Below are 23,257 nucleotides of genomic sequence, written 5' to 3'. Positions count from 1 at the left end.
ATGTTTCATAACATTGTTTTATCTCTGTTTTGTTGCTTTATATCATTCGCTCTATACTTTATTTTTCCTCTCTCCTTATATCCCCACATTTCTCCAACTCTCTCCTTACACTTGCTGCACCATTCAGCTGCTCTGCCATTTCCCGCATCCCGGCTAAACGTATTCTGTATGTTTCATCATTCATCAGCAGCCTGATGTATTCGAGTATCTCCCCGGGAGATGTGGAATAGTCAATTTTCTTACCAAGCCCGTCTTCTTCTATCACCGAGGCGTTGTTCTGCTGCTCGCTGTGATTGAGGTCAGGCACGGTTATCATAGGAATGCCAAAGCTTAGTGCCTCCATCATGGTGCTATGGCCACCGGGAGCGATGACCACGTCAGAGGCTTTCAGGTATGGGAACTGGTCATCAATGAACCTGAGTATCTGTACATTTTCAGGTATCGTTCCAAAAACGGAGGGTTCAACGCTTGGGCCACATAGAAGAGTGTAGTTAATAGTACTATCCATTGCGGCGGCATCTATGACTTTTCTGAAAATGGGTTCCCGGTATCCGAATCCTCCAACTGTACAAAGCACATGCGGGCTACTCAAGGGCTGTGCTTCTGTCTTTTCAAAGGACATGCCTGCAAGGGGCCCGCAGTAAAGGACTTTCCTCAGGGTATTACTCCCAAATTCCAGATTCTTCCTGCAAACTGTATGCGGTGGGGGATAGTCTGGTATTATGACGTTGTCAACCAGCTTGAACATACCAATGTAGAATTTTTTCACTATCTCTGCGACTATTTTACTTGAAACTCCTTTTCCCTTAAAGAACTCCTCCATGTTCGACTGGTTCAGGATAAGATAACATGGAACGCTTCGTGACCTTGCACTTAGTATGCCCATATAATAACTGTCGGATATGACTATGTCAGGTCTGATTCTCCTGAGGAGCCTGTGAAGCCTGATAAGTCCAAGGAACTGTCCTCTCTTGAAGCTGGCAAGGATTGACCTTTTCAGATTCAGGGTGCCTGCCTTGCCCACAAGGGTGATCTCCGAAGGTACTTCATGTGCAATGAACCCTTTTCTTTCGATAAGTTCTTTTGAATATCCGTAAGCTCCAAAGTGAACACAATGTCCTGCAGATTTTAGTTCCTTACCAATGGAGATACACCTGCTGGTATGTCCCAGTCCCTCGCCGCAAACGAATATCATTATTATCAAGACAACACCATTAAATCCTGTTATAAGATCCAAATATAGTGCTCATAAGGTGTTGAAAAGATAAAAAAATTATCTTAATATGGGATCTTACTAACATTGAAGATTAATGACATTTATATTTCAAATAACAAACATGACTGTGTAATATAGTTTTATAGTCTTGTCTATTTTCTCAGCCATTTATTATCTGCCCGATCCTTGACACCTGGGGCTGCTTTGACAGCATGTATAAAAACACAGGTAATCCTGAACCGGATATCTGCTGGGCAAGGTACATCGTAGTATTATTGACACGGGGATGCTTTCCCAGTCTCTCTTTTCCTACAAGGCTGATAACCTTATCAAGTGTTTTCAGGCCGGTGGAATAACCAGTATCTCCGGATGTTCCGCTTTCCATATTGAATACAAGTTCTATCCATGCATTAAGCTCACGACTGATGTGTAACCATATGGGTTCGTCAATGACCATGTAGGATCTGCCTTTCTCGATGTTCCTGAAATACTCCCTGAAACTATCTCCTTTTGCCAGAGTATGAACCCTGCCTATCCTGCCAGTGTGGCTGTCTGTAGTCACAGCCATTCCTTTTCTGTAACGCTGGGCCAATACCATGGAGAAGAAGTTCTTCTGCTTCAGGTCCTGCATGTTGTATTCTATTACCGGGAATTGTTTTGCAAGTTCGCTCACTGAAAATATGTTCGGTTTCTCTCCCGGCTTGAACCAGAAAGGGTGGTTGTACATGTGCAGAATGTCGTTGCTTTTAAGATAATCAAGAAGGTTGTATATGTTCTGCTCCTTGTGCAAGAGCGTCTCTATTTCCAGGTAGTGGCTTTTATCAAAGTCAAAAGCATTGATATGAACAGTGTGCCCCACATTTTCCATATCTGTAATTGATATTTCCACGCCGGCTGTCAGTTTGTTCCTGTCCCATCCCATTATATCGTAGGCTCTGACAGTATCATGGTCTGTAAAAGTTACAAAGTCCAGTCCGTCATTGATTGCCTTTCTCATAAGGTTCTCCGGATTTGTGCGCTTGCTGGGGGGCACATCATGTGAACAGGATGTATGCACATGCAAATCTGCTTTACACCATCCATTTTCCAGAAGTTCTTCTGCTTTGTCGGACCGAATTATCCTTTGCGCTTTATCCTGTCTGAACAAACTTATTACACCTTCATGTTTTATTTTATACTGCTGTATGTATATAGATTCAAGGCTAAAAATAAATATTTTATCTATAGTAACTATAGATATCTCTATTATCTATAGTAGTAACTCATATATATTATAATTATAAAATATGAGTTATGTTAAATCTCTTATGCACTTCCTGGTCAGATCAAAATGAAATCACGGAGATTGTATGAGATTCCTTATTTTTGTATGCGGTGAAGGCCTTGGCCATACTGGCAGGTGTATCTCGCTTGCAGGTGAACTGTTGGCTGCAGGACATGATGTTTGCATAGGTGCGTATGGTTATTCCAGGGAGCTGATAGAGAGATCCGGTTGCAATGCAAGTGAGATCCCTCAGGAGCTTAAACTTGAGGGAGAAAATGGTTCACTGGACCTGAAAAGTTCCGTTACTTCTACTGTAAAAAGCATCTCTGTTAAAAACATAAAGCAAGTACTGAGTCTTATTGAGAGGAACAAACCTGACGTTGTCATTTCGGATGGTTACTACCTGGGGATTCTTGCTGCCAGGTGGAAGAAAGTATGCACCTGTATGATAGTGAACCAGTCCAGGATGCAGGATTTTTTTAAAGATAAAGGTCCTGTCATGAGATATGTTGGTGTGGCTGTAAAGAACTTCTATACATGGATCTATAATGGTGTAGACATCATCTTTGTTCCGGATTTCCCTTCCCCCTTTACAATATGTGGCTCAAATCTGGCATTTTCTGAAAAAATAATGGACAAGGTGGAATTCAGTGGACCTCTGCTAAGGAAAAGGTTCTGTGAAGTGGTCCCTCAGGAAAATGTAAGACGGCCTCATGTGCTTTGCAGCATCGGTGGGTTTGGATATCGCCTGGAGATATTCAGGACCATAATTGCAGCAGCAAGAATGGATGGCAGTATCAATTATACATTAATAGGCGGCCCGGACCTTGATTATGATCTGCTGGGCAATGTACCTGAAAATGTAGATGTTTGCAGGTTCGTGGCAGATCCATTCCCTTACTACAAATCCAGTGATGCTGTTATCTGCACTGGTGGTCATGGAACGCTCACAGAGTCCTTAAGTTTTGGACTGCCAGTGATATCATTTCCGGATAGATGCCATAATGAGCAGGAGAACAACGCCCGCAGTGTGGAAGCAAACGGATACGGTATGAGCTTTTCCTATTCAGTTTCCCCTGAGGAGTTATTGAAGGCTGTCAGATGCATTATATCTGAAGAAAGGTTCAGGTTCAAGGTGTCCGTATTACAGGATATGGCAAGTTCACTGGATGGGCCGGTTTACATCAGGAAAAGGCTGGAAGGATATTCTGCCCTATGTTCTCATTAAAAGTTCCAGGAACCTGAATAGTTCTCCATGGTCATCAAGGACGATGTCGGCATGCCTGAGTTCCTTCCTGTCAAGATAAGTGGGCAGCCCTATGGTGAATATACCTGCATTTTTTGCAGATATCACTCCAAGTATTGCATTTTCGATTACTATACATTCCTGTTTGTCTGTTTGCAGCATTTCAACGGCTTTATTATAGGGGTCAGGTTCAGGCTTTCCATTGATGGTGTCATCGCCGCTGACTGCCACATCAAAGATCCCGGGGAAATATCTTTGTAACATCATTTCCACTGTCTTTCTGTCAGAACCGGAAACAACAGCAAGCTTGTATCTTTTTTTCAATAACTTAAGGCATGTGTCCATATCTTTGAATATGGTAACACTATCTCTGTCAAATATCTCGTGCTTTCTGGCAGGGACTGACATAAAAAGCTCTTCCTGCATACAGCAGCCCTTTTTTGTCATGTTAAGGATGTTTCTTACAATCCCTGTATCATTCTCGCCTTCAAGTCCGAATATCTCTCTTTCTTCAATGTTTATCCCTGCTTCAAAGAAAGCAGTTTTCCAGGCTTTTGCGTGCAGGTGCATTGAATCTATGAGCACTCCGTCCATATCAAAAATCAGGGCTTTGATCACATGGGGAACATGTCGGATGTACATATTAACTTAATCTATGGTTCTTATGTTCCTTTCATGGACTACTGAATCTATATATTACTTTTGTACTATTACTTTTGTACTATTATTTTTGTACTATTATTTTTGTACTATTATTTTTGTACTGTGCAGTTTTCCCTTCGACCATAAAGCACATTTAAGTTCCGGGGCAATCTACTATTATGGACAAATGGGGATTTGTCTTTGCTTTGCTGACAGTTCTCACTGTCATGACGGGGGCATGGTTTATCGCAGGGGTGTATTATTCAATGACTGCAGAAAACATAGGTTATGAAGTAATTGATGAACTGGATGATGGTGTGGAAATACGCAGGTATGGGGAGATGACGGTGGTATCCACAGCTGCAAATGGACAAAACGAAGCCTTTTCTTTGCTTGCACGTTATATTTCCGGGAACAATAGGGATAATGTGAGAATGAACATGACCTCTCCTGTCATATCAATAAAGGATGATTCATCTGTCAGTATGTCTTTTGTATTGCCTGAAGGCTATGATGCTGAAAATGCTCCGCTTCCTGAAAAAAGTGGTGTTGCCATTAGTACGATTCCTCCCAGGAAGCTTGCAGTAATAACATTTTCCGGATATGCCAATGATAATGCTTTTGATGATCATCGCTCTGTTCTCAGCTCACAACTTGAAGAGCACGGGATCGTTACAAAAGGGGATTTTTTCCTTATGCGTTACAATCCTCCCTGGGTCCCTCCTTCCCTGATGCGCAATGAAGTGGCTGTTGAGGTAGAATAATGGCCAAAGAATACAGACGTTCTCTTTTCATTTTCAGGCGGGACCTGCGTGTGGATGATAATACAGCTTTGAACCAGGCCCTTGAGTTATCTGAAGAGGTGCTTGCGTGTTTTATATTCGACCCAAGGCTTGCAGATGAAAAAAGAAAGCATTTCAATCATAACGCTTTCCAGTTCCTGCTCAAGTGTCTGGAGGATCTTAAAAGACAGGTGAGAACCAGGGGAGGTTACCTGTTCCTTTTCTGCGGTCTCCCGGAAAAGATCATCGCTGGCATTAAGGAGGAAACAGGAATTGATGCTGTTTTTTTCAACCGGGATTATACACCTTTCAGCATGAAAAGGGACGATCATATAAGCACAAAATGTTCAGGAATGGGAATTGATGTGGTATGCTGTCATGATGCGCTCCTGCATGAACCCGGGGCTGTGCTCACAGGGCAAGGGAAACCTTATGCTGTCTTCACTCCTTTCTTCAGGAAAGCCTCTAAAACAGAAGTACAATTCCCTGCTACGCAGGAAGGTGGTAAATTCTATTCTGGAAAGATAGGGCTTAAGCAGGCAGATATTTCCACCTTCTCTTCATGGGATAAAAACGACCTTCTGTTCACAATTGGTGGGAGGAGTCATTCACTGTCTGTTTTACAGCAATTGGGGAATTTCAAGGATTATGACTATGAACGTGATTATCCCTTTATCAAAGGCACTACCGGGCTTTCTGCACACAACAAGCTTGGCACTATCTCTATCAGGGAGTTCTATCATCATGTTAAAGACGAGCTTGGCCCTGGTCACACACTTATCAGTGAGCTTTACTGGCGTGATTTTTTCATCAATATTGCCATATACTTCCCTCATGTTTTCGGTCATGCTTTCAAAAGGAAGTTCGACCAGCTGTCCTGGTCTGATGAAGAGGGACTTTTCAATACCTGGTGTACAGGACAGACAGGTTTTCCAATAGTTGATGCAGGGATGCGGGAGCTGAACACTACGGGATATATGCACAACCGTGTGAGGATGATCGTGGCCTCTTTCCTTGTGAAGGACCTGCACCTGGACTGGAAGTGGGGTGAGCAGTATTTTGCCAGTAAACTCGTGGATTATGATCCGTGTGTCAATAATGGCAACTGGCAATGGGCCGCGTCTACGGGGGCAGATTCGCAGCCATATTTCCGTATATTCAATCCGTGGACCCAGCAGAGGAAATACGACCCTGACTGCGAGTATATCAGGCAGTGGGTGCCGGAGCTGAGGGGAATGGATGCGGCTGCGATACATGGTCTTGAAAGGAATCAGCCGGCGGTATCCGCCGGTTATCCTCCTGCAATGGTGGATCATAAAACAGAGCGGGACAGGACACTGGCTGCATTCGGTTCCTTATGAGCATGTGCTGTGAAATATCAATGTATCGCAATGCATCGCAATGCATCGCAATGTATCGCCGCATCACTGCTATGCAGTAAGTTTCCTTCAGGCAGGTTTAAATAAATGTTCTGACTAACCGGGTAATTTCACAAGAGATATATTATGGTAAGCGATGAGGAGATGCTGTCAGATGGTATATGGAGCCTGTTTCGCAGGTTCACTTTCCCTGCGATAGCGGGTATATTGGTGGCGGGCATCCAGACCATCATCGATGGGTTTTTCATAGGCAATGGTGTGGGGAGCCAGGGGCTTGCAGGTGTGACGCTTGCCTTTCCCTTTGTGATGTTCATCGTGGCTGTGGGTATAATGATCGGCATGGGATCTGCCAGCCTTGTTGCACTTGAGCTGGGCGGGTCACACAGGGACAGGGCAAGAGGGTTAATGTCCAATGTCTTTCCCCTGGTGCTTGTTGCAGGAGTTGTCATCACGATTCTGGGCCTGGTCCTTGGGCGGTCCCTGATGGGTATGTTCGAGGCCAGTGATATCGTCCGCTCCATGGCTTTGGACTATATGGACGTTATCTTCATGGGCTCGGTGTTCATACTGCTCCCCCTTACCCTTGATCCGCTTGTGAGGAATGACGGTTTTCCATTGCTGGCGATGAAGACAATGGTGCTTGCTGTGCTGGTCAACCTTGTGCTTGACTACATCTTTGTCATGAGGCTGGATATGCAGCTCTTTGGTGCGGCTCTTGCAACGGTGATCTCCTTTGCACTGAGTGCTGTTATCCTTTCGCTGCATTTCTTTGGCAGCCGGACGGGCCTGAGGCTCAGCCCCGGCACCATGAGCTTCCGTTTGCGGGAGGTGCTGAGGATATTGAAGACCGGCCTTCCGTCATTTGCCATGCAGTTATCAGTGTCCTTGCTGTTCCTGGCGCATAATTTCGCATTGCTGCACCACGGCGACGAGGGGGCGGTCTCTGCATACGGTATAATCGGTTATTCGTTTGCCATATTCTATATGCTGTTTGAAGGTATTGCAGTCGGGGTGCAGCCGATAATCGGTTTTAACTATGGGGCAGGCCTGTACGACAGGGTGTGCCGTACCCTGAAGCTGGCCATGGCCTCATGCTTTGCCATAGGATTAGTGGGCGTTGTGATCGTCTACCTGGTCCCGGAGATGTTGGTGGGCTTGTTCAGCCCCGATACCGAGGAGATCCTGGGGACCACGGTGACGGGTATGAAGATAATTGCTGTTTCCCTGCTGGTCCAGGGCATTGTAGTGGTGAATGCCACCTACTACCAGTCCATTGACAGGGTCGGCTATGCGCTCTTCATCCACCTGGGCAAGATTTTCGTGTTCATGCTCCCCCTGCTGCTGGCATTGCCCATGTTCTTCGGCCTGCATGGCGTGTGGTTCGCAACTCCCGTAGCCGATTACCTCATGTTCGCGGTGGTGATGGTAATGCTCTATTACGAGTTGAAAGTGCTAAGAGGTGAGAAGTGCAGGCTGCCATGACCCCCGCATCCAGTATATGCAAGCCTCCGTAATATTAATATGTGAAGTACTTATTTACATCATATTCTTTTATGCGGGGGTTGCCCAGCCTGGCCAAAGGCGCAGGGCTTAGGACCCTGTCTCGTAGGAGTTCGTGCGTTCGAATCGCACCTCCCGCATCATTTACTTGTTAGAATGGATTTTGATTTCGAACCACATTCTCATCGGAGCACTATACATTTTACACTCCTATTAAAAGCGCTTTGTTTTTGTTTGGCAGTAATATATATTTTTAAGATATTAAACTAGTACTTAGTCCGAGTGGGACTACTGAAATAATGTATATAGTCTTGTTTTTAAGATTTTAGATTTATTAGATTCAGAAGCAGACATTGCTAAACAACAGTAGGTATATTTATATACTATGAAGTAAAATTGCAATATTGCAATTTTATGTTTCAAGAAAAAATATATAGCAACTATGATATAGTGTATAAATATATTATAGATCATCCATATGAAATCATTACGCCCAAAAGTCTCACTGAAAAATTAGGGCTCAAATACAACACAGTCAACAGTGCAATTAACAGACTTTTCATCAGTGGGAAAATATCAAAAATAGAGAGAGGAAAATACACATATAATTTACCCTTACCAGAAGGACAAAAAACATTATCTGAAATAAATCAGAATAGTACTTAGGAGACATAGGAGATGCATGAGGGTGATGTATGGCTTTAAGAGATTTGACATTGGAGATTACGCGCAAATGTCCAATGAGTTGTAAATTATGTTCATCAAATGGTGGTGAACCTTATGACCCTGAATTTACTTTTGAAGAATTAAAGGAAATAGTAGATCAGGCTAAAGAGTTAGGAGTAGCTGAGATTTCTTTGTCAGGTGGGGAGCCTTTTACCTGTCCTTTTCTCAGTGATTTATGTAGATACATAAGTGATTTGGATATTGATGTTTTCATATTCACTTCTGGGAATTACTTTAATGAATATGGGACAGTTTCTTCAATAACATTAAATAAATTTAATGAGCTGAAAGAATGTGGTGCAAAGAAAATAGTTTTTAGTTTGCATGGGTCTAATTCTGATATTCACGACAAAATGACCAGAAAGTTAGGAAGTTTTAATAATTTATTGCAGTCTATTGAGAATGCACAAAAAGTGAATTTGGAAGTTGAAGTGCATGTTGTTCCTGTTAAAGATAATTTAAATGATGTCTCTTTAATTGCTAATTTACTTGAAAAGATTGGCGTAAAATCTCTTCATTTATTGAGGTTTGTTCCGCAAGGGAGAGGAGAACAATATAAAGATGAACTGGAGCTTACTGATTCAGAACTTTCTCACTTTAAAGAAACTTTATTCAATATTATGAAAACCTCACCAATTGATATTACGTTAGGTGCTCATTTTAGTTCTTTGCAGTTAACAAATAAGCATTGTACTGCTGGAATCGCAAAAGCCGCAATTAGACCAGATGGCTATGTTTTTCCGTGTGTAGGAATGAAAAATATTAATCATATTGGTAATATTAACAATATTAGAGATAATTCTTTGAGTTACATTTTGTGTAATTCTGATATTTTCATCTCCTCAAGGAAAACTCTATTGAATAGAAAATCATTTGTATGTCTTGCACAAAATTTATTAAAACCTCAAAATAGAAAAATAGAGTCAGTAGTGGCAGTTACAGCCTCTAAATCAGATACCCACAAAACTGAAATCTGCCATATTTGTAAAACTGAGGTATGAAAAATGGGGCATGAAGAAAGAGCCAATGACCGCATTGAGGATACTAGATTGATTGAATGGCTCATAGAAAATTATAAAAAATTCTCTTTTTACAATATTGATGAAGACAAAGTTTACATGCGATATGAACGAAAAACTGCATTGGATGCCGCTATTGGTGATCTTGAGATAGACAAGAGCTTGCACCTACAAAGAGAAAAACTAACAATCGTATGGAAAGAACTTCTTGCACTTGCAATTATTTATTTGAAGTCATCAGATGAAAGAGAGAATCACCATGATGACGGTGATTACGGAATTGACGAGCTTAATGAATTTTTTGATGAATATTGTAATTTTGAAAACATGCTATATGGGAGCAGTGAATATTATAGAGACCATGTATCACATGTATTCAAAGTTTTTTTATTAGGGGAGTATCTTGTTCGTGATTACTTAGAGTGTTTTGTAGAATCTGGCGAAAAAAAAGTGAATGTTGCCTTTAAAAACATTGATGTGATGGATAGCAAACTGCAAGTTAAGGTCAATGAATTAGAAGATAAATTCAAAGATAAACTTAAAGATACTGATATCTGTAAGGATGAAAAAGATATTGAATACGCCAATAAGTACATGATAACACCTGAGGAAAAGGAGGCCATGTGGTGTATAGTTTCTTTGACACATGATTTGGGCTATCCTATGGAAACTGTGCACAAAATTCATGAGCAGATAAGGAAAATGTTAGATACTTTTGATGTAGATGTATCTTATCTTTTATCTCACCAAAGCCACGTGTTCAACGATTCCATAATCAAGTTAATATCATCAAATCTAGAAGATCACCATCTTATTGAGATTAAGGATGGAAAGGAATCTAGTAAAGTATCATTTACTACTCACGTACAAGCCAAGTACTATTCTAAGTTTTCAAGAGAACTGGAAAAAAGAGATCATGGTATTGAAAGTTGCATTATATTAATGAAAACACTGGTTTATTTCTTAGAAACCGATTTGAGTATTGATCAACGAAAGCATATGAATATCCTTGACGCAAGGCATTTTTTGATAAGGCAAAGAATATTGCGTGCAATCGCAAGTCATAACTCAACATATATTTATAATTTGAAAATGGATTTGTCGTTCCTACTTCGTATTATAGATGAGATGCAGGAATGGGGAAGACCTAAATTGTCAGACCTTTTCTTAACAAGTCCACAAGAGTATAATCTGAATATTAATTGGTTTGAGAAAGACAAAATTGAGTATACTATAAGAATTGATAATAAACCTTCAGAACTTGATGATACAACTGTGCATGACTTTGTAAGGAAATATTTTAAGCGAAAGATAGATAATTATATAAAAATATTGCGAAGTGCAGTTGACGGTGATCATCGAGAGTTTACGTTGATTTTTAATGTAATTGATTCTATAGAAGTCAAGACAAAAGAAAAAGATAAAATCGATTATACTTACACCTTCGAACATCCGAACCCTAAAGACATAAAAATTCAATTAACTATCACTAAAAACAGCAGACCTGTTATGGAAAAAAAAGATATTTCACTGAGTATTTTGAATGAAAAAACATGGGATAAATTCCTTCAAAAAGCAAATGGACAACAGAGTACATAAATATGAGCGAAATTACCTCAATTTTGGATGAAGTCACACACTGCGAAAACACTACATTACATATATCATTTTTTTATTGAGACTTGGTTTTGATAAATAGACTACATAGTGGCTGAAAACAGAATGAACCAATATTATTATTTTATTAATTTCTTTAAAATGCTCTAAGGAAAACTTCTACCCTCTCTTTTTTGAGGTTTACTTCACGCGAAGTATAATATTTATAACTTGACTTCCGCATTTTTAGGCGCATAATCGCCTCTTGATGCGGAATTATGTGCTTATACTTTACTACATTATTCTGTATGCTAAGAAGTAAAAATCAAACTCCAGTGGCTTTTTTTATTTATGTCCCCTGCTGAAATGCGCTTAAAAATTGGGAAGTCAGGTTATAATCATTAATTGATAATTAGGATGATTTCTAACAAAATTAACATAGTATAAACTAGCAATATATTGCAATATTTGTTAAATAATATACTGGATATAATATGTATCTATCCTCTTAATTACTAAGTAAAAACTGAATTACAAGGATATATGAATGAATTCAAATCAAAAGTCTGTTACACCACCTAACCAACCTTGGAAATCTTTAGAAGTTCCCTCACAACCAGAAGGCTATCTCTCATATTATTATAGTGATGATCTTAGTCCACTACCAGTGCGTTGGGTAACAAAGCCAGGCGACAATAAAAGCGATCCTAATATTGAAACATCGACATATGGATTGTTTTCTACATGTTCTCCTAATATGAGGAAAGGAGTTGTTAAGAATGGTCGCCCATACATTTTTTTTGTCACTAATAGAAATGGTGTTCGTGTACTTACTGGATATTATCATATCAAATGGTATATTGAAGGAGCTTTCTCGGGTGATTGGGATTTTTCTATTGCTGCAGACAAAATGCATTTCATAAATCCGCCGATAAGTATGGTAGAGATTGGTCAGAAATTTGGATCAAATCTGACTAAATTCTTTAGAACTCATAAGGGAATTTCATATGATACATGCTGTAAACTCAAGAATTTACTTGATTCGTATGAGGATTCTACTGCTTTTTATCTTGAAGAAATTGATCGTCTTGAACGTTTCAATTTACAATATGGGGAATATCGTTACATAGGGTGGAAGCAGAAAGATAAATTCTCTTGGGAGTATGCAAGAAAATATTTAGAACCGCTATTTAAAGAATCATGCGAACAGTTAACGCCTCAAAGAGTAAAAAACTCAAGCGATGGAGATCAGTGGGTTTGTTCGGCGTGTCAAGAGATTTTTATTAATAAAGCACTCCTACGTAGATGCCCAAATTGTGGAGAACTAGCATCTTTGCAGCCGCTGCAGAAAAATACAGGAGAACCATAAAATGGCGCGTAGAATCTTTATTTCATATCAACATGCTGATCAGATGTCTGCGAAAGCCTTCAATTTACAGGGGAAAAATCCTAAAATTAAATTTGATTTTATTGGTCGACATCTCCTGGATCCAGTGAATAGTGAAAACGAAGGCTATATCAAAAGAAAGATTCGTGAGCAAATAACAGGTTCATCAGTTACGGTAGTGGTCATTGGTAAAGATACAGCAAATAGCGAATGGGTAGCTTGGGAAATCAGAGAAAGTTTAAAAAAAAATAATCCGAACGTAATTGTAGGAGTTCTTCTCAAGGACACTGCACCACCACCTCGGGATTCATTAGTTGGAAGAGCACTATATGAAGCTGGTGCGGAGATTGTAGAATGGAAACAAGACGAAATTGAAGCTGCAATAGAGAGAACTGCAAAAGCTGCAGAACGTACTAGGCAAATGGAAAAGTATAGTAATATGAATGAAAGTGGTTGTAATAGATAAATTAATGGTGGATTATGGAACTTCCAGATAGTCATTCTATTTACAATAAAAGTGCTATGATTGCACAAAACAACTATTTTTTACTAATTATATTTGAGTTAATTCAATTAGTTACTGTTGCAGTATTATCTCTAATTATCTCTTTTTATTACGATAAAACAGTTTCTACAATTGGTTTTTCAATTATATTTCTTCTCTTCATTGTAGGAATAATCATTCAATTATTGTAACTATTCAGCCTAGCTCATTTCTACTACCAGATTTCTTAATCCACTATCAATTCTGCAATATTGGAGAAAGTGAATTCCTGTAGAATATTGCATTAATTGAGTCGATAACAGATAGAGAATTCTTGCTAACAGTAGAAACGTATCCTCTTATCCGGCAGAAATTTCTCGCACCCTGTTCACTACGGAAAGTACCGGATATCTTCTGCTGTACTTTCGTCATTCTGATATCTCTTTCCGCCTGATTATTATCAAACGGAACGTCTGGGTCGTACATAAACCGCAAGATATCTTCCTTGAACCCGATAAATCGATCCAGCAAATTCTTTGCCGTGGTTTGCTTCTTACGTCCCCGTTTTCCAGACAGCACATTTGATTCAAGGTCAGGAGGATTTTCACTCATCCCAAAACAAGTGATGTGATCATAATCCTCACTGAACCTTTGAATTAAATCCGGATTTAAAAGACCATTATCATCATGATGTTTGATGCACATCAACAGATCTGCCATTATCTTTGGCCACTGTTGTTCACTATTTTCATGAGCTCCGGTTAGCTCCCTTAACAGATGTGCATTACACAACGAATGCTGGCAATCGTATTTGTTGTAAGGTTTCCAGAAATCATGAGTTGCAACACCAGTGTAACCTGGTAGAATGCCCATGGCTTCCATTGCTTCTGAACCTCTCTTTTTATGTGGAAAATAATATGTCAGTTTGCTTGTCCCTGCTACATGAAGCCAGTTACGAGTTGCATTTACCCTCATTCCAGTTTCATCCAGATTGATAACAGGAGATTGTTTCAGAAGGTGTTTGACTTCGTTTTCAAATGATTCAAGTTTGCCAAAGCAACTGCTCACTATGTTCACTATTGTACCAGGACTTATCCTGCATCCTAACATGTCAGAGAACAAACCGGCTACACGCTTATAAGGAAGTAATTGGTTAATGTGCAAATAAACTGCAGCAGACTTGACCCGAATACCATATTGAGTTGGCTGAGTCACACCCTCAGGAAAAACAGCTTTGTTTACACGGGAACATTTAGGACATGTTTTTATCTCAGAACGATGCTCTGTACACTTAATTACTATTGGTGGAATGTCAAAGACCTGTCTTCGTTCATAACCAGAAGGAATGGAAGCTAACGAGCTTCCACAATTAGTACATTTGTCAACATGATGAACAACAACTTCGTCCGGTTCATCAGTCATTCTTAAGGTAGTACCCGGATGACCATTTTGACCACCTGGGGATTTACCACTCTTTTTTCTCTGACTTTTGACCTTTGGTTTATTCCGTGCATAATAATCAGTAGAAGGTGGTTTGCTACTGTTGCTACTATTCTTTTCAAGCATCTCTTCCAGATGCTTGACACGTTCTTCAAGTTTTTCTATTATCCCAAATAGCTGAGTTACAAGTTCTACTACTGCTTCAGGACCAGTTTCATAAACTGCAAGTATTTCTTCTCGTTCTATACAAATCCCCTCAGATTGATAGACGTTTTTTATTGACGACACTTAAATATTTTAATAATATGTAGAATGTGTTCATAGTATATCGATTTTTGCATCAATGAGGAAAATCAGGCTGAATAGTTACCAATTATTATGTGATAAAAAACAACTTGCTAGGAAATGGTTTGAGTTTAGAGCTGTTGCTGAATCTATAAAGAGTTTGGCATGGCAATATGCAGTGGGATGTGGAGATTTTTGTGATGAAAGCGCAGCTAATAAATTATTCCTTAAACAAATTAAGGAAATCAAAGAAAGATGTGAAATAATCCCCTATCCTAAAACAATTTCTTCCAAGGGAATCGACGAAATAAAAGATACAATGGAAATTATAACTAAAATGGAATGGGAAGAAAAGAAAGAGACTTACATTAAAGAACGGATTAATGATCAAATTGCTTGGTATACAAATAAATCAAAGTGGAATAAAAATCATTCTTATATATCTGATGTTTGCATAATAACGTTGCAATTTATTGCTACTGTTGCGTGTATTTATTTGCTATACAATCATGTAAATGGTGCACCTATTCTAGCTTTAATTGCAACGATAATAACAAGTATAATTGGCTGGAGTAAAAGTAAACAGTATGCAGAATTAGTGGAACCTTACCTAAATACAGCTCGTGAATTAAGCGAAATAAGGCAGGAAATGGAATTGGCTAAAGAAGAAACAGAGTTTCGGAGTTTGGTTCTAAATGCTGAGCAAGCGATTTCACGTGAGCACACGATGTGGCTAGTAAATCGCGGACTGTTCAACCAATGGCATAAATTGGAGTAAAATATTTCATATATATAATTGTTTGTTGATGTATGAGCATTCTGCAGTTATAAATGTAATTTAAAAGATGAATGTAGATGTAAGTGTGTTCCCCAAAGTTTCTTAATGCAAGGGGACATATCGCAAACCTATTCCCTAATTGAATCTATATCATATGCCCCGATTCTCAATATCTTAAAAATACTATTAATAATCGAAGTGAATAAATGTTATTACAAGAGTTAACCGATTTTTTTAGTGATAGTCCATTAGCTTTCATGAAAGCAATCCCCTTTGATAAAGTTGTCTTTGATAACAAATCAGAATATATGTGTAAATTTGGGTGTAAAAAATATAACAGAAGTTATTCTTGCCCCCCCGCATCAAATGCTTTATGTAATGAAATAAAAAATGGTAAATTTGAGTGGATATTATTAGTGGCTACTACTTACGATTATCCTGATGATTATTCTCGATTCAAGATGCAAATCAAAAACTCTCATAAAGAAATGGAAATACAGAGAATATCGACTCAACTCGATAATATCATGGCCAGTAGTGATGTAGATTATATTGTTCTGTCTGGTGGTTGTTGTAAAAAATGTAGAGAATGTTCTATATTAAATAATCAAAAATGCAAAAAACCATCTTTAAAATTGACTAGTATGGAATCCATTGGGATTGATTGTCAAAAAACTATGAATAATGCAGGATTTGATTTTGCGATGCCAAATCGTAACAGCATCAATAGATGTGCAGCAGTATTATTTAACACAAATGAAATTTGCTCAATAAATTTACAAAAGAGGGAATCATTTCAAAAATATAATGGAATTAGCAAAGAACAAGTAGAAAAAATGTGTTTAAATTTATCACAGGAATTCCCAAAACTATTTGAAAGCATAGAGCTTAAATCAATCTTTGATTTAGAGATAAAAGATTATAATTGTACAACAAATTGTTATCATATTAACCGGGGTAATTTTTCATGCCCTCCCTATTCTAATAAGTTAGAATTAAATTTATGGACAGATTTCATATTATGGAAATGGAAAAAAAATAATACAAAAAAATATAGTTATAACACAGCTTTAAAAAGAATCCATTCAGCATTTTTTTCAATGGGATTTTATTTTGCATTGAGTTTAAGGGATTGTTATTGTGATGAGTGCAGTGAATGCACATTTTCGTTGTCAGATAAACCAGTATGCAATCATAGGAAATTGCTATCTCCTTCTATGCAATCACAAGGTATATACCCATCAAATTTTGGGAAAGGCAAATATGGTATTGAATTATTGCATTTTTAGTTTTGATTCATTAATGAAAAGAAAAACATGTAATATATTTAAATCAATTTAGCACAGCTCTAAATCTCCCCAATGCCTCAAATTGCTCCTAGCTGAAAAAGTTAATATTACTTATTTTCAAATATTGTATTTTAAAACAAAATAAATTTGGTAATGAGTATAGTAATTTATGATCATGTCCAATATGAATATTTTTCAAAATATTATCTACGAAGGTTAATTTCTCCAAACACTCAAAAAAGGAGCAAAGTAACAAGTATCCTCAGGATCGGTCCGTTTTGGCAGCTTCCGTCCTCGCTCCCTCCGCATTACTGCGGGCGGTGCACCGCCTTGTTTCATTGGCATTTGACGCACTGTCGTCCTGTGCTCCGGTGGGTGCTCGGACCACAGCGCTTTAAGGCGGTTGTTGCACCGATGCTCTCAAGTTCGCATCCGTGCAGGGAAGGTAATTCAAAAAAGCGATGCTCATCCTGGTGTACGCTCATGCGCCGCTTAGGCTGTTTTCGGGATATCCTCCGGGATGGGTTTGTGTGTGGAGGAACATCGGGTGAGTAATTTGCTATGGATCCTTCATTTATATTTCCTGTTTTTTTAAGCTTCAATATGTTTGGTACGACTCCAAAAAAGTCATTTGCTTTTATTTTGGTATTGAATTCGGTATCTTTTTCAGGGATCTATTTTTAAGGATATATATTATATGGCTTAGAAAACTGTTGCAATGAGAAAAGTATATATGTAATTACACGTCAAATGTAGCCATAACGGTTATTATATTTGGAGTATGTCCAAAAATATGGTGAGTTTGATGGTCATGGATAAGAAAAGGTCACTCCTTGTTCTGGGAGTATTGATTGCAGTTATCGCCCTTGCTTTTGTTCTTTCGATACAGGGGGATGATGATAGTGAACACATTAGAATAGTGACAAGTTTATATCCTCTGGGGTATATGGCTCAGGAGATTGGGGGAGATAAGGTGGAAGTAGACCTTCTTGTCCCTGAGAATACAGAGGTACATTCCTGGTATCCGTCTGCATCCGACGTACTAAAAGTCAGCAGAGCTGATCTTTTTGTATATAACGGGGCAGGTCTTGAGCCATGGGTTGAGTACAGTCTGCTACCTTCTTTAGAGGATAGTAAGATGGCTGTTGTGGAAACAACAAAAGGTCTGGATCTGGTAACATCATATGACCATGACCTTACACGCTTATTCATATTCGATAATGATAACTCCCGGACACTTGTCTATGATATAAGTGAGGACAATGCAGTGCTTGTCACCACCTTACCCTTTGGTATGAATACCACCAGGCACAGTGGTTTTTTTGATAATGCACCGCAGCTTAGGAATTCCTTTGGTGATTCCTATCTGTTCATACCTAACCCTGAAGATCTGAAGGTCCTTAACACAGGATTGCATGGGGATCACTTCCATGACCCGGAGCTTGTAACTTCTATAGATGCAGGAATGCCAAGGCATTATGCAATATCCCATGATAATAAGCAGATAGCATTTGCCCTTGATAATGAACAAAAGGTCCTGGTGGTGAACGTTGATAACCCAGGTGCATATAGTAAATATGAAGACAAAGGTACCTCATCAACAAGTCATGCCACTATTGAGTATGATGAGGATGGTTTGCTCTATATAGGGGAAATGAGAACTCCGGCAGGAGAGAATCTGCGTATAATCCAGGCATCCAATGGCGATCTTGTGGCCCAGGGCAATGCAGGGGAGTCGCCTCATGGGGGAGTCTATTCCACATTTACGGGTAAGGTGTACTTCAACGGCAGAGGGGATACCTTTGGTCTTGTCAGGATGTCAAGTTCAGGATATGAAGGCCTGATCCCATATACTCATACAGGTACATATCTGGCCCGCTCCTGGATAAGTGAGGATGGGAAATGGCTTATCTCATACGTCGGTGATCAGTCCATGGGTCTGGAATACTCAAGTGTTCTTGTCTATGACCTTGTCAATGAGGTACTTGAGAAAGAGATAGAGGTCCAGGTCCAAAGAGTAGCTGAAGAACATGGCTGGCCGAATTCTGTTTTCATCAGTGGCAGTAACATGGTCGCCCTTTCAGATCCCAATGAGGGCCGGGTAGTGCTGGTCGATCTGGAGACAGGAAATACCCACAATGTTCAGCTTGAAGGTTCCTTCCCGCAGGCTATGCGGATAATAGAAAATGAAGACAAAGATACATTGCGGGCACTGACAGCTGATGGTAATGTTCATTTGATCGGCCTGGACAAGATGTCTGTTATCCGGACGTGGCAACTTGAAGAGCAACCGGGGTCCAATAATGTACTTGCACTGGTAGCTGCTGAATCCGGATCACACAATGATCATGATGGGCATCAACACGGACTATATGATCCCCATACATGGATAAGTCCGTATATTGCAATGCAGCAGGGCGAAAGAATATATGAGGCAATTGTTCAGGCAGACCCTGAAAACGAAGCTTACTATACCCAGAGGTGGAACTCTTTGAAGAATGAACTGACGGGCCTGGATGAAAGATATGTGAATGAACTTGCCAACACAGAAAAGGAGTATATTTTTGTGACACATGCGGCATATGGATATCTTGCCGGCAGATATGGCTTCCAGCAGGAAGGTGTTATCGGTATATCGGCAGATGAACAGCCAAGCTCCTCGGCCATGGCTGCCCTTGTTAATAAGATGATAGACACTGACACTTATTTCCTGTATGTTGATCCGGTCTATTCAGATGCATATGTAAAGACATTAAAAAGCAACACTGAAAAGTTGAGTGGGCAGGAAGTGCAAGTTGAGACTCTATATCTCATGACGGGAAGTATTGACAATAAGGACTATCTGGAGCAGATGGAGGCAAACCTTGAAGCCCTCAAGAAAGGGCTCAGAGCCATGTGATCTGCTATGTGATCTGCTTATGGCATAAATAAAAGGCTCAGTCGAAAACGACGTATTGGGTTTACGGCACAGAGTTCACAAAGAGCACAGAGGGTACAAATGGTCATCTTTCTTCGTGAACTCTGCGTATTCTGTGGTTGCAGCTTCCCATAGTTGAGATGACAGAATGAGGATTTGTACAAGCACATTAAAGTTTCATATTATTCTAAGCAAATGACCAGGACACCAACATATGATCAGCGATAAACAGACGGCGGATATAATACTCAGGGTCAATGGACTGGATGTTGACCGGGGTAACAGCAAAGTTATCCAGGAGGCAGACTTTTCTATTCATAGGGGGGACTATGTTGGAATAATAGGTCCAAATGGCGGGGGTAAGACCACTTTGATCTTAAGCATACTGGGTGAGATCGAACATGAAAAAGGAAGTATTGAACTGTTCGGTCAGAATACTTACAATTTCACCCAATGGGATAAAGTTGCCTATATTCCCCAAAATGCCATCGAGTTTGATTATTATTTTCCTTTAAGTGTTAAAGAACTTGTCTCTCTGGGGCGGGTCAGGCGATCGAATCTATTTAGAAGACTTAATTCAAAGGACTGGGATAAGGTCAATGAAGCAATGGATCTTATGGGTATATCCGATCTTGCACAGCGAAGGATAGGACAGCTTTCCGGAGGACAGAAACAAAGGGCATTTGTTGCAAAGGCACTTGTAAGGGACCCTGAGGTCCTTTTTCTGGATGAGCCTATAACCGGAATGGATTTTGAAACCCAGGAGAGATTCTATATGACCCTGAGCAATCTGAACCGTCACAAAAAGCTAACTATTCTGGTTGTATCTCACGATCTGACTGCTGTATTCTGTCGCATGTCACGGGTCATCTGTGTAAATCATAAGGTCCACGATTCTGAGATAAGACCTGACCTTGATCCAAACGAGTTCCTGCAACAAGCTTATGGGGAGCATTTCCACTTTGTATTCCACTCCCATACATGCAAAGGTGATTTCAATGGTGCTTGATATGCTTCTTGGTGATCTGCCTCAATTGCTGAGGATGCCGTTCTTCCAGATGGCACTGATAGGCGGATGCCTGATATCCCTGATATGTTCTACAATGGGTCTTTTCATAGTCCTTAGAAAAGAATCAATGATAGGCGATAGTGTAGCACACACTGCTTTTGGAGGGATAGCTCTTGGATTACTGATCGGGACTGATCCAATATTCACTGCGATGATAATTTCCATTCTTGCACTTCTTGGGATATCTTATATGAGGAGCAAAGGTATTGCAGAATCTGATTCAGCTATGGCTGTCATGCTTGCAGGCGGATTCTCTCTGGGACTTATAATAATCAGCATTGCAGGCGGTTTTAATGTTGCTATAATGGACTATCTATTCGGCTCTATACTGACCATCACAATGGAGGATATGATCCTTATAAGCGTACTGGGGCTTGCGGTTTTCGTTGTTATGATGTTGTTGTACAAGGAGCTTCTGGCGATCACATTCGATGAGAGGGCTTCCCGGATGAATGGTATCCCGGTTTCGGGAATCTCTGTGGTTTTCAATATACTCATGGGTATAACAATAGTGCTCTCAATAAAGGTGGTGGGAATTATCCTTGTTGTTGCACTTATTGTCATCCCTGCCCTCACAGCGCTGCAACTGGAGCAATCCTTTCGCAATACCGTTATATACAGCATGACCTTTGGCCTTCTTAGCATGGTCACAGGAATAGTCATCTCCGGGATAATGGATGTAGCAGCAGCAGGAGTCATTGTTTTTACAGGAATACTCATGTTCCTACTGGTAACAAGCTATAAACGCCTGAAAAAAGCATGATAATCAGATTATTTCGATCAGATTTCCTGCATCGATGAAACAGACAGGGAATTGTATCATAACAGAAACAGGTTGAAACGATGTCTCTGCTCTGAAAATGGAATATGGTAACAAAGGGTAAAAAGGTATTGGGATCAAGCAAAAAAATTGAATTCAAGCTATTGTTCACAAGCTTGAAAGGTATGTCCGGGTTATACTTCTTATCAAAATGAGGAGTCTTACAGAGATTGATTTGCAAAATTCTATCTGTTATCAGTTAAGTTCTCACCGCAGAAGGGACAAAATAAAGGTGCAATAGAGAGACTCAGACTGTTACCACAATATGGGCAGAATGATATTTTCCTTGCTCTGCTTTTTTTGGCTTTTATGTCTTTATCTAGCTTCACAGATTCCTTATTATTTTTGTTATTATTATCACTATGACCATTATCTCCCCTGGTTGTTTGGTTCCGGATTCTTAAAATATTATTATGTGCCAGTTTCCTTACCCATTCATCAGGATCTGCCTGACTCACTTTTTCAAGAAGGGATAAACTTTCCTCATCAGCAATAGCAACAAGTGCCTCAACTGCAGAACTCCTGACATGCTCATTTTCATCCTCAAGAAGTTCTATCAATGCATCAAATGGAATTTCTGCATCAAGAACCAATAGTTCTTTTATTGCAACGCATTTCACATTATAATTGTCATCTTTCAGTGAATCTATGAGATAAACTGCAGATTCCTCTTTAATACAGCTGTTGAGAGCTTTTGAAGCATTGCTTCGTACATCAACATCATCGCTTTTTAAGACCTGCATCAATAAAGGAACTGCAAAAGGACTTTTAGTATCATTTATTAACTGAAGGAGGCGGATTTTAAAGTACCTGTCAGCTTTTTCGATTATTTCACCGATCAGGGGTATTATATCCTCCTCCGTAAAAGATTTCAGAGATGCAGATGCAAGAGGTCTTATTTCCATGTCTTTATCATTAAGGCAGCCAAGTAAGATACGAATGGAATCAGGGTTTCTTACTTTTCCCAGATACTGGATTGAAAGTATTCTCCTGTCAGCTTTACCGGATGAAAGTGCATCAGCAAGAAAAGGAAGGTCTTTATCTGAAATACATGAATCAAGAGAGGACAAAATCGTCTGTTTGCTGTCAGGGGATCTTCCGAGAGCTAATTCAAATAAGGTTTCTGTTGCTCCTGGATCTTTAAAGGTACCAAGGGACCTTATAATACAGGTTCGTACTCTTTCATCTGATTCTTCTTTGAGCGCCTTCAGCAGGTAGGGCACTGCATCCCTGTCCTTCATCATTTCAAGAGATATTACAGCATTACATCTTTTATCTGCATTTGAAAAGATGCCTTTTTGGAGCTTTTTTACAGAAGAGGTGAATTCTTTATTTTTTCCGGATATATCTTTCATCAATAACCCGTTAGTATTATTAGGGGTGGATAATAAAAACCTAGCTATATAGATTCAGTACTT

Annotated in this window: 18 protein-coding genes and 1 tRNA gene; 14 read left to right on the top strand and 5 right to left on the bottom strand. The window is 39.6% G+C overall.

Annotation, left to right across the window (positions count from 1 at the left end):
- Positions 1-58: 58 nt before the first annotated feature.
- Complete coding sequence (locus tag V7O64_RS06365) at positions 59-1,204, bottom strand: UDP-N-acetylglucosamine--N-acetylmuramyl-(pentapeptide) pyrophosphoryl-undecaprenol N-acetylglucosamine transferase (protein ID WP_407357167.1); 1,146 nt, start codon at positions 1,202-1,204, stop codon at positions 59-61.
- Between the two features lie 172 nt (positions 1,205-1,376).
- The gene (locus V7O64_RS06360; RefSeq protein ID WP_407357166.1) at positions 1,377-2,213 is read right to left on the bottom strand and encodes a PHP domain-containing protein; all 837 of its coding nucleotides are present in this window, start codon (positions 2,211-2,213) and stop codon (positions 1,377-1,379) included.
- 352 nt (positions 2,214-2,565) lie between these two features.
- Here V7O64_RS06360 and V7O64_RS06355 point away from each other — a divergent pair, with 352 nt between their 5' ends.
- Positions 2,566-3,708, top strand: coding sequence for a UDP-N-acetylglucosamine--N-acetylmuramyl-(pentapeptide) pyrophosphoryl-undecaprenol N-acetylglucosamine transferase (locus V7O64_RS06355; RefSeq protein ID WP_407357165.1), 1,143 nt, complete (start codon positions 2,566-2,568; stop codon positions 3,706-3,708).
- Here V7O64_RS06355 and V7O64_RS06350 read toward each other — a convergent pair.
- Positions 3,694-4,368: an HAD family hydrolase gene (locus tag V7O64_RS06350; RefSeq protein WP_407357164.1), complete on the bottom strand. Its 675-nt coding sequence runs from the start codon at positions 4,366-4,368 to the stop codon at positions 3,694-3,696. The two genes, V7O64_RS06355 and V7O64_RS06350, sit on opposite strands and share 15 nt — an antisense overlap.
- Before the next feature lie 179 nt (positions 4,369-4,547).
- Between V7O64_RS06350 and V7O64_RS06345 the strand changes: the two genes are divergently transcribed.
- The 8 genes from V7O64_RS06345 to V7O64_RS06310 all read left to right on the top strand — a co-directional run bounded on the left by V7O64_RS06345 (position 4,548) and on the right by V7O64_RS06310 (position 13,223).
- The gene (locus tag V7O64_RS06345) at positions 4,548-5,132 is read left to right on the top strand and encodes an SOUL family heme-binding protein (protein WP_407357163.1); all 585 of its coding nucleotides are present in this window, start codon (positions 4,548-4,550) and stop codon (positions 5,130-5,132) included.
- On the top strand, positions 5,132-6,511 hold the full coding sequence (locus tag V7O64_RS06340) for a cryptochrome/photolyase family protein (protein ID WP_407357162.1): 1,380 nt from the start codon (positions 5,132-5,134) through the stop codon (positions 6,509-6,511). Before V7O64_RS06345 ends, V7O64_RS06340 begins: the two co-directional genes overlap by 1 nt.
- Positions 6,512-6,655: 144 nt before the next feature.
- Positions 6,656-8,011, top strand: a complete 1,356-nt coding sequence (locus tag V7O64_RS06335; RefSeq protein WP_407357161.1) for an MATE family efflux transporter — start codon at positions 6,656-6,658, stop codon at positions 8,009-8,011.
- A gap of 73 nt (positions 8,012-8,084) precedes the next feature.
- Positions 8,085-8,169, top strand: a tRNA-Leu gene (locus V7O64_RS06330).
- A gap of 555 nt (positions 8,170-8,724) precedes the next feature.
- Positions 8,725-9,756 carry a radical SAM protein gene (locus V7O64_RS06325; RefSeq protein ID WP_407357160.1) on the top strand — a complete coding sequence of 344 codons (1,032 nt, stop codon included), beginning with the start codon at positions 8,725-8,727 and terminating at the stop codon, positions 9,754-9,756.
- Between the two features lie 3 nt (positions 9,757-9,759).
- A complete protein-coding gene (locus V7O64_RS06320; protein ID WP_407357159.1) occupies positions 9,760-11,373 on the top strand; it encodes a hypothetical protein in 1,614 nt (537 codons plus the stop codon).
- A 544-nt stretch (positions 11,374-11,917) separates the two neighbouring features.
- A complete protein-coding gene (locus tag V7O64_RS06315; RefSeq protein ID WP_407357158.1) occupies positions 11,918-12,739 on the top strand; it encodes a hypothetical protein in 822 nt (273 codons plus the stop codon).
- 1 nt (position 12,740) lies between these two features.
- Positions 12,741-13,223: a TIR domain-containing protein gene (locus tag V7O64_RS06310; protein ID WP_407357157.1), complete on the top strand. Its 483-nt coding sequence runs from the start codon at positions 12,741-12,743 to the stop codon at positions 13,221-13,223.
- Between the two features lie 276 nt (positions 13,224-13,499).
- Here the strand turns inward: V7O64_RS06310 and tnpC are convergent, their stop codons facing one another.
- Positions 13,500-14,933, bottom strand: a complete 1,434-nt coding sequence (gene tnpC, locus V7O64_RS06305) for an IS66 family transposase (RefSeq protein ID WP_407357278.1) — start codon at positions 14,931-14,933, stop codon at positions 13,500-13,502.
- A gap of 91 nt (positions 14,934-15,024) precedes the next feature.
- Between tnpC and V7O64_RS06300 the strand changes: the two genes are divergently transcribed.
- From V7O64_RS06300 to V7O64_RS06280, 5 genes are all read left to right on the top strand, one after another.
- Positions 15,025-15,744 carry a DUF4231 domain-containing protein gene (locus V7O64_RS06300; RefSeq protein ID WP_407357156.1) on the top strand — a complete coding sequence of 240 codons (720 nt, stop codon included), beginning with the start codon at positions 15,025-15,027 and terminating at the stop codon, positions 15,742-15,744.
- A 206-nt stretch (positions 15,745-15,950) separates the two neighbouring features.
- The gene (locus tag V7O64_RS06295) at positions 15,951-17,033 is read left to right on the top strand and encodes a DUF2284 domain-containing protein (protein ID WP_407357155.1); all 1,083 of its coding nucleotides are present in this window, start codon (positions 15,951-15,953) and stop codon (positions 17,031-17,033) included.
- Positions 17,034-17,838: 805 nt separating this feature from the next.
- A complete protein-coding gene (locus V7O64_RS06290) occupies positions 17,839-19,932 on the top strand; it encodes a metal ABC transporter solute-binding protein, Zn/Mn family (RefSeq protein WP_407357154.1) in 2,094 nt (697 codons plus the stop codon).
- 232 nt (positions 19,933-20,164) lie between these two features.
- Positions 20,165-20,959: a metal ABC transporter ATP-binding protein gene (locus tag V7O64_RS06285; protein WP_407357153.1), complete on the top strand. Its 795-nt coding sequence runs from the start codon at positions 20,165-20,167 to the stop codon at positions 20,957-20,959.
- The gene (locus tag V7O64_RS06280; protein WP_407357152.1) at positions 20,949-21,782 is read left to right on the top strand and encodes a metal ABC transporter permease; all 834 of its coding nucleotides are present in this window, start codon (positions 20,949-20,951) and stop codon (positions 21,780-21,782) included. Before V7O64_RS06285 ends, V7O64_RS06280 begins: the two co-directional genes overlap by 11 nt.
- A 242-nt stretch (positions 21,783-22,024) precedes the next feature.
- On the opposite strand, the gene V7O64_RS06275 is transcribed toward V7O64_RS06280, so the two are convergent.
- Positions 22,025-23,194, bottom strand: a complete 1,170-nt coding sequence (locus V7O64_RS06275) for a HEAT repeat domain-containing protein (protein ID WP_407357151.1) — start codon at positions 23,192-23,194, stop codon at positions 22,025-22,027.
- Between the last annotated feature and the right edge of the window lie 63 nt (positions 23,195-23,257).

The organism is Methanolobus sp. WCC5, assembly GCF_045690325.1.
Lineage (GTDB): Archaea > Halobacteriota > Methanosarcinia > Methanosarcinales > Methanosarcinaceae > Methanolobus.
The sequence above is the reverse complement of the archived record's forward strand: the minus strand, read 5'-3'. Positions and strand labels throughout refer to the sequence as shown.